At 49.0% G+C, this 5326-nt stretch carries 5 protein-coding genes and 1 pseudogene; 4 read left to right on the top strand and 2 right to left on the bottom strand.

The features are described 5' to 3' along the window. Nucleotides 1–151, bottom strand: a pseudogene (locus AC2VDX_RS15575) (photosystem II D2 protein (photosystem q(a) protein)); the annotation flags it as partial. Nucleotides 152–588: 437 nt separating this feature from the next. On the opposite strand from AC2VDX_RS15575, the gene AC2VDX_RS15570 reads away from it, so the two are divergent. The 3 genes from AC2VDX_RS15570 (at nt 589) to AC2VDX_RS15560 (ending at nt 3151) form a co-directional block, all read left to right on the top strand. Further along, complete coding sequence (locus AC2VDX_RS15570) at nt 589–1155, top strand: photosystem I assembly protein Ycf4 (protein WP_378179631.1); 567 nt, start codon at nt 589–591, stop codon at nt 1153–1155. 75 nt (nt 1156–1230) lie between these two features. Beyond that, nucleotides 1231–1965, top strand: a complete 735-nt coding sequence (locus AC2VDX_RS15565; protein WP_378179634.1) for a peptidylprolyl isomerase — start codon at nt 1231–1233, stop codon at nt 1963–1965. A 25-nt stretch (nt 1966–1990) separates the two neighbouring features. After that, complete coding sequence (locus AC2VDX_RS15560; RefSeq protein WP_378179637.1) at nt 1991–3151, top strand: beta-ketoacyl-ACP synthase; 1161 nt, start codon at nt 1991–1993, stop codon at nt 3149–3151. Between the two features lie 132 nt (nt 3152–3283). On the opposite strand, the gene AC2VDX_RS15555 is transcribed toward AC2VDX_RS15560, so the two are convergent. Next, nucleotides 3284–4069 (bottom strand): RNA polymerase sigma factor SigF, encoded by a 786-nt coding sequence (locus AC2VDX_RS15555; RefSeq protein ID WP_378179642.1) that lies wholly within the window; start codon nt 4067–4069, stop codon nt 3284–3286. Nucleotides 4070–4395: 326 nt separating this feature from the next. Between AC2VDX_RS15555 and AC2VDX_RS15550 the strand changes: the two genes are divergently transcribed. Next, nucleotides 4396–5124, top strand: a complete 729-nt coding sequence (locus AC2VDX_RS15550; RefSeq protein ID WP_378179640.1) for a Bax inhibitor-1/YccA family protein — start codon at nt 4396–4398, stop codon at nt 5122–5124. Nucleotides 5125–5326 lie beyond the last annotated feature (202 nt).

The following is a 5326-nucleotide window of genomic DNA, read 5'->3' as shown; positions in this document are numbered from 1 at the left end:
CGGTGAGCCAGCCGCCTAGCGCTAGATAGGCGCAGGGGAATAGCAGTAGACCGGACCAGCCGACAAATACGAAGCGATCGCGCTTGAGCCAGTCGTCGATGGTATCAAACCACCCTCTTGAACTTGGTGCGCGTCCGACTGCAATGGTCATTTCAAATCCTCTTACTATTGCGTCAAATCGTCTGAACTTGAGCAATTAACATTATTTATTTGACACGACCCACGCCAGACAGTAGTGGGATTTTTCTGGAGAAGTTTGCCGGGTTCTGTCTTCAATAGACACACTCGCTTGATTCCCCTGCGTGTCAATTTCCACTAACCTGTCGCCCTGTTGCCAGGTTTCAGGCTACTGTTATTTGGGAATGGGGCGCTCTTTGTCCTCAGAGTAAAACCTTAGGGTTCTAGCGCGTGTCCTCTATGATAAGAAAATATCAGAATTTTTACAATCTGACACGTACTTCTCATTAATCTCTGGCTCAGTTAGATTGCTAAATCAATAGCATAAATCCCTGGGAAGCTAGATAATCTGAATCAGACCGCTCTTAAAAACTTTCCTTAACAACTTTGGCGAACACAGAGTTTTCTTTCATGGCTGCACCGACAACATCCACAACTAACCGCGTTCTCCGTCAAGAGATTTTAGGCTCTCGTCGCTTGAGTAACTATTGGTGGGCAACCGTAGTCTCCTTGGGAGCTACAGGCTTTTTATTGGCTGGAATTTCCAGTTACCTAAAAGTCAATCTGCTACCCTTTGCTGACCCCACCAAGTTACTTTTTATCCCTCAAGGGGTGGTAATGGGATTTTACGGCTTTGCCGGTTTACTCGTAGCGCTCTATCTATGGATGATGATTATTTTAGACGTAGGGGGCGGTTACAACGAGTTTAATCAAGAAACCGGATATATTCGCATCTTTCGATGGGGCTTTCTCGGTAAAAACCGCCAAATTGAACTCGGCTGTCGCATACAAGATGTCCAAGCAATTCGAGTGGAAATTAAAGAAGGTCTCAACCCACGCCGGTCGGTTTATCTGCGCGTCAAGGGACGCCGCGACATTCCCCTGACGCGAGTTGGAGAACCGCTACCCTTGTCAGAGCTGGAAAATCAGGGTGCCCAACTGGCTCGTTTCTTGGAAGTGCCCATCGAAGGTCTCTAACAATTCTTGGTTGAGCCATCCCATATCTGCATAAGATGATTCAGTAGCTCTGGCTACCAATTAGGTGAAATGAAAATGCAGATACAAATCCGGCACTGGTTTATATTACTTTTTGCGATCGCAGGACTGATGTTGGGGGGATGTACCACCGATCAGGCTACTTCCTCGGATACCAGCCCCTCAGCACCTGCCACTCCAGCGAGTAGTCCCAAAACAAGCAGTTTGCCCCGCTTAGAAGGGAAAGCCACCGTAGTTATGACGGTTAAAGGTTCGCCAATTACGATTGAAGTCGATGGCACTAATGCCCCGATTACATCTGGTAATTTCGTCGATTTAGTTCAAAGAGGTGTCTACAACGGACTGGTGTTTCACCGCGTAGTGCGGCAACCGCAACCCTTTGTTGCCCAGGGTGGCGATCCGCAAAGTAAAGACCCGAATGTGCCCACAGAACGTCTGGGGATGGGTGGTTTTATCGATCCAGCGACGGGTCAAGCGCGTTATATTCCCCTAGAAATTAAGCCGAAAGGGGCGGAAAAACCCGTTCTCAGTGAGACGCTCAAAAGCGCAGGTGTTTCTGAACCCCCGCAGTTGCGACATACTCGTGGCGCTGTAGCAATGGCTCGCTCATCTTTACCCGACTCGGCTTCGTCGCAGTTTTACATTGCTTTAGCCGATTTGCCATTCTTGGATGGTGACTATGCTGTTTTTGGCTATGTCACTAAGGGGATGGAGGTAGTTGACAAGATTCAGCAGGGCGATCGCATTGAATCGGCTAAGGTGACAAAAGGTGAGGAAAATCTCAAGAAATAGCAATTTGCTATTAGCTGGGTAATCGGTGGAGATTGTCGTTACTGGGATTGGCTTAGTCTCAGCTTTGGGTAACAGCTTACAGACCAGCTGGCAACGTTTAATCGCCGGTCAAGCTGGCATTCAGTTGTATCAACCCTTTCCAGAACTCGCACCCCGACCCTTAGGACTGATCGGGAAACAACCCGCTGAGTTAGCAACCCTGACTCAGCGGGTTGTCGCAATGGCACTGGAAGATGCTGGTTTGGTTTCGCCTTTGCCCGACTGTGGAGTCGTAATTGGTTCGAGTCGCTCTTATCAGGCATCTTGGGAGAAATTGGCGCGGGAGTTTTATCTAGATGCCGAACGACTAAAGTCGCGGCTAGACAAACAAAGCCTGCCGACGCAGGCTTTTTTGGAGACGCTGCCGCACATGAATGCGATCGCAGCCGCTCGTCAAATCGGGGCAACTGGGTCTGTCTTGGCACCAATGGCGGCTTGTGCAACTGGAATTTGGGCGATCGCGCAAGCAGTTTCGCTCTTGGAAACTGGGCAATGTCAGCGAGTCATTGCTGGGGCAGTGGAAGCACCGATTACACCGCTGACGCTGACTGGGTTTCAGCAGATGGGCGCTTTAGCTCAAACGGGCGCTTATCCTTTCGAGCGGCGGCGGGAAGGCTTAGTTTTGGCAGAGGGAGGAGCGGTCTTCGTATTGGAATCCGCAGAATTGGCAAAGCGTCGTTCAGCACAGATTTATGGACAAGTGCTGGGATTTGGCTTGACATCTGACGCTTATCATGCAAATGCGCCAGAACCGGGAAGTCGGAGCGCGATCGCGGCGGTCAAGCAATGTTGCGATCGCAGCCACCTTTCCCTTGCAGACATTGATTACATTCACGCTCACGGTACCGCTACCCAGCTCAACGACCAAAATGAGGCACACTTGATTCAGTATCTCTTTCCCCAAACGGTGCCGGTCAGTTCTACTAAGGGAGCCACAGGTCATACACTGGGAGCATCGGGAGCTTTGGGTGTCGCTTTCTCTCTAATGGCATTGAAGCATCAGATATTGCCGCCGTGTGTGGGTTTGAAGGAACCAGAATTTGATTTGGATTTAGTCACAGTCCCGCGTCAAGGTGAAATTCAACAGGTGCTTTGTTTTAGCTTTGGTTTCGGGGGGCAGAATGCGGTGGTAGCGTTGGGGAAGTAGCGGGACGCCTTTAGGCGTTATGTCACCTAAAAAATAGGGTGGCATAACCCACCCTACAAACTCTCTACTAATTTTTAACTGGCGACTACTTCCCAAGCAAGCCGTCTTGCTTTGATTCTTTCTAGGAAGTCTCTAGCTAGCCAAACGCTCGGTTGATTGAGGTTGCAACAGCGATACCAACTGCTCAACTCCTCTTTGAAGATGCCGTGTCACCGTCATGGGGCTGACACCAATTCGCTTAGCCGCTTCTTTCCGAGGAAGATCGCGTACCAACACTAATTCAATTGCAGCTTGAGTTTTGTTGTCCAAATGACTCATCGCCCCTTCCAGCTCTTGCCGTTCTTCTTCTTGACTTTGCCAAGATTGATAGCGAGGGTCAGGCAGTGTCTCCGCCAACGTAATCTGAAAGTCAGACTGCTCAAAAACGACACTATCTAAACTTAATGGTCGGCAGTTTTGAGCCGCAACCTTGCTTTCACTCCAGTCTTCTAGGGATACTTTAATTGCTTGGGCAATTTCAGCTTCTTTTGGCGATCGCCCTAAAGTTTGTGCCAACTCTTTCCGCGCCTTTTGTCCTTCCTGCTGGATTTCCTGCCACCGACGAGGCATCTTCATCACGCCGCCCCTGTCGCGTAAATAATGCAGCATCTCACCGCGAATGTAAGGAACCGCAAAGGAACTAAAAGCAAAGCCTTGATGGGGATCGAATCGCTCAATCGCCCGAATCAAACCGAGATAGCCGAGTTGTTCCAAATCTTCATAAGGTTCCGCACACTGATAACTGACTCGATGAGCCATCTTCCGAACCAGTCCAGCATTCAACTGCACCAGTTGATTGCGAACTTCAACTGATGGATTTTTATAGTAAGCAATCAAAAGTTCCATCGAATCGGAGCTGCAAGAAGATTGAGTCGCCATTGTCAAAGCCTCTGTAAAACCACCCCGTTTGGGAAATTGGGAAATCGCTATCTCTTCATTTCGTCTAACTGAATTCATTTTCTGTATAGGCGCTTTCGACAACCATCGTTGGATTACGGAACTCACAGAGAGCCTGTCCAGGAATGTCAGCATATATACGTAAGTTGCAGTTTGATGTAGCCAAAAACTACTCCTTGCTTTAAAAACAAACTGCAAGAGCTTGCTTCGTGGAACCCACTAGCAGAGGACTTCGGCTCTACGTCACAATTGAATTAGACTGGCGATCGCGTTCTGTAAATGACTCGTAATATTTCTGAGGAAGTCCCATGAGTAACACCAGCAACTTCCGTCAAGCGATGCGTGAGGCTAAAAATCACGCACTCGTTGGCCCCAATGTTATTGCCAATGCCCTTCCCTATGTAGGCGCTGGGCTGGTCTTAACCGCACTTGGCACCTACGGGGGTCTTGGCGTTCTCCGTTCCAACCCAGAGCTATTCATGCCAACTTTCTGGGTTGCCCTGATTGCAGAATTCGCCCTTTTCTTCGTTGCCCAAAACGTTGCCGTTAATGGCAAGAAAAGCCTTGCTCTGCCCCTCCTAGCTACCTACAGCCTATTGTCGGGCTATACACTGAGCGGATTGATATATGTGGCTCTGAGGACATCTGGGGTCGGTTTGCAAGGAATTGGTTTTGCTGCCCTCGGCTGTGGCGTTACCTTTATTGCTGCACGACAGATTGGCTCCAATCTCTCGGAGCAAGATGGCATGGCTCTGACTAAAACAGTACAGCTAGGCATTATTGCCCTAGTTGTTGTGCTAGTGGGTCAGCTGCTGCTGTCTTTATTTGGTGTCTATACACCCACCTGGCTAGAAATTGCCATTTCTGGCATTGGCGTGTTTTTGTTTGCCGGTGCTGCTGTGGTGGATTTCTATATCCTGCCCCGCGCTTACCGCGATGACCAATATCTGCCTGCTGCTTTGTCGATGTACCTGACTTACATCAATTTGTTCATTTTCATTCTGCGGTTGCTGATCGCTTTCAATAGCCGCGACTAAGAGGCAACAGTTTCATTAAACGCACACATCTTGAAGCTGTGGGAAACCACGGCTTTTTTTTGGGACTGGACATTCACTAACGGGACTTGAACTTTGTTCAAGCCCAAACAAGCCCTAAATGGGCTAGGTGTAAGGCAAATACGTCAGTATTCTCCTGAAGCCAACGGACAAACCGATAGGATATAGCTGTTCTAAAAGCTGA

It is taken from the genome of Coleofasciculus sp. H7-1, from assembly GCF_057473865.1.
Note: the sequence above shows the minus strand (reverse complement) of the source record. Positions and strands in the feature narration are given on the sequence as shown.

Excerpts from the sequence above, each read along its gene's own strand:
- AC2VDX_RS15570 (WP_378179631.1), top strand. The coding sequence starts at position 589 with ATGGCTGCACCGACAACATCCACAACTAACCGCGTTCTCCGTCAAGAG.
- AC2VDX_RS15565 (WP_378179634.1), top strand. The coding sequence starts at position 1,231 with ATGCAGATACAAATCCGGCACTGGTTTATATTACTTTTTGCGATCGCA.
- AC2VDX_RS15555 (WP_378179642.1), bottom strand. The coding sequence starts at position 4,069 with ATGGCGACTCAATCTTCTTGCAGCTCCGATTCGATGGAACTTTTGATT.
- AC2VDX_RS15550 (WP_378179640.1), top strand. The coding sequence starts at position 4,396 with ATGAGTAACACCAGCAACTTCCGTCAAGCGATGCGTGAGGCTAAAAAT.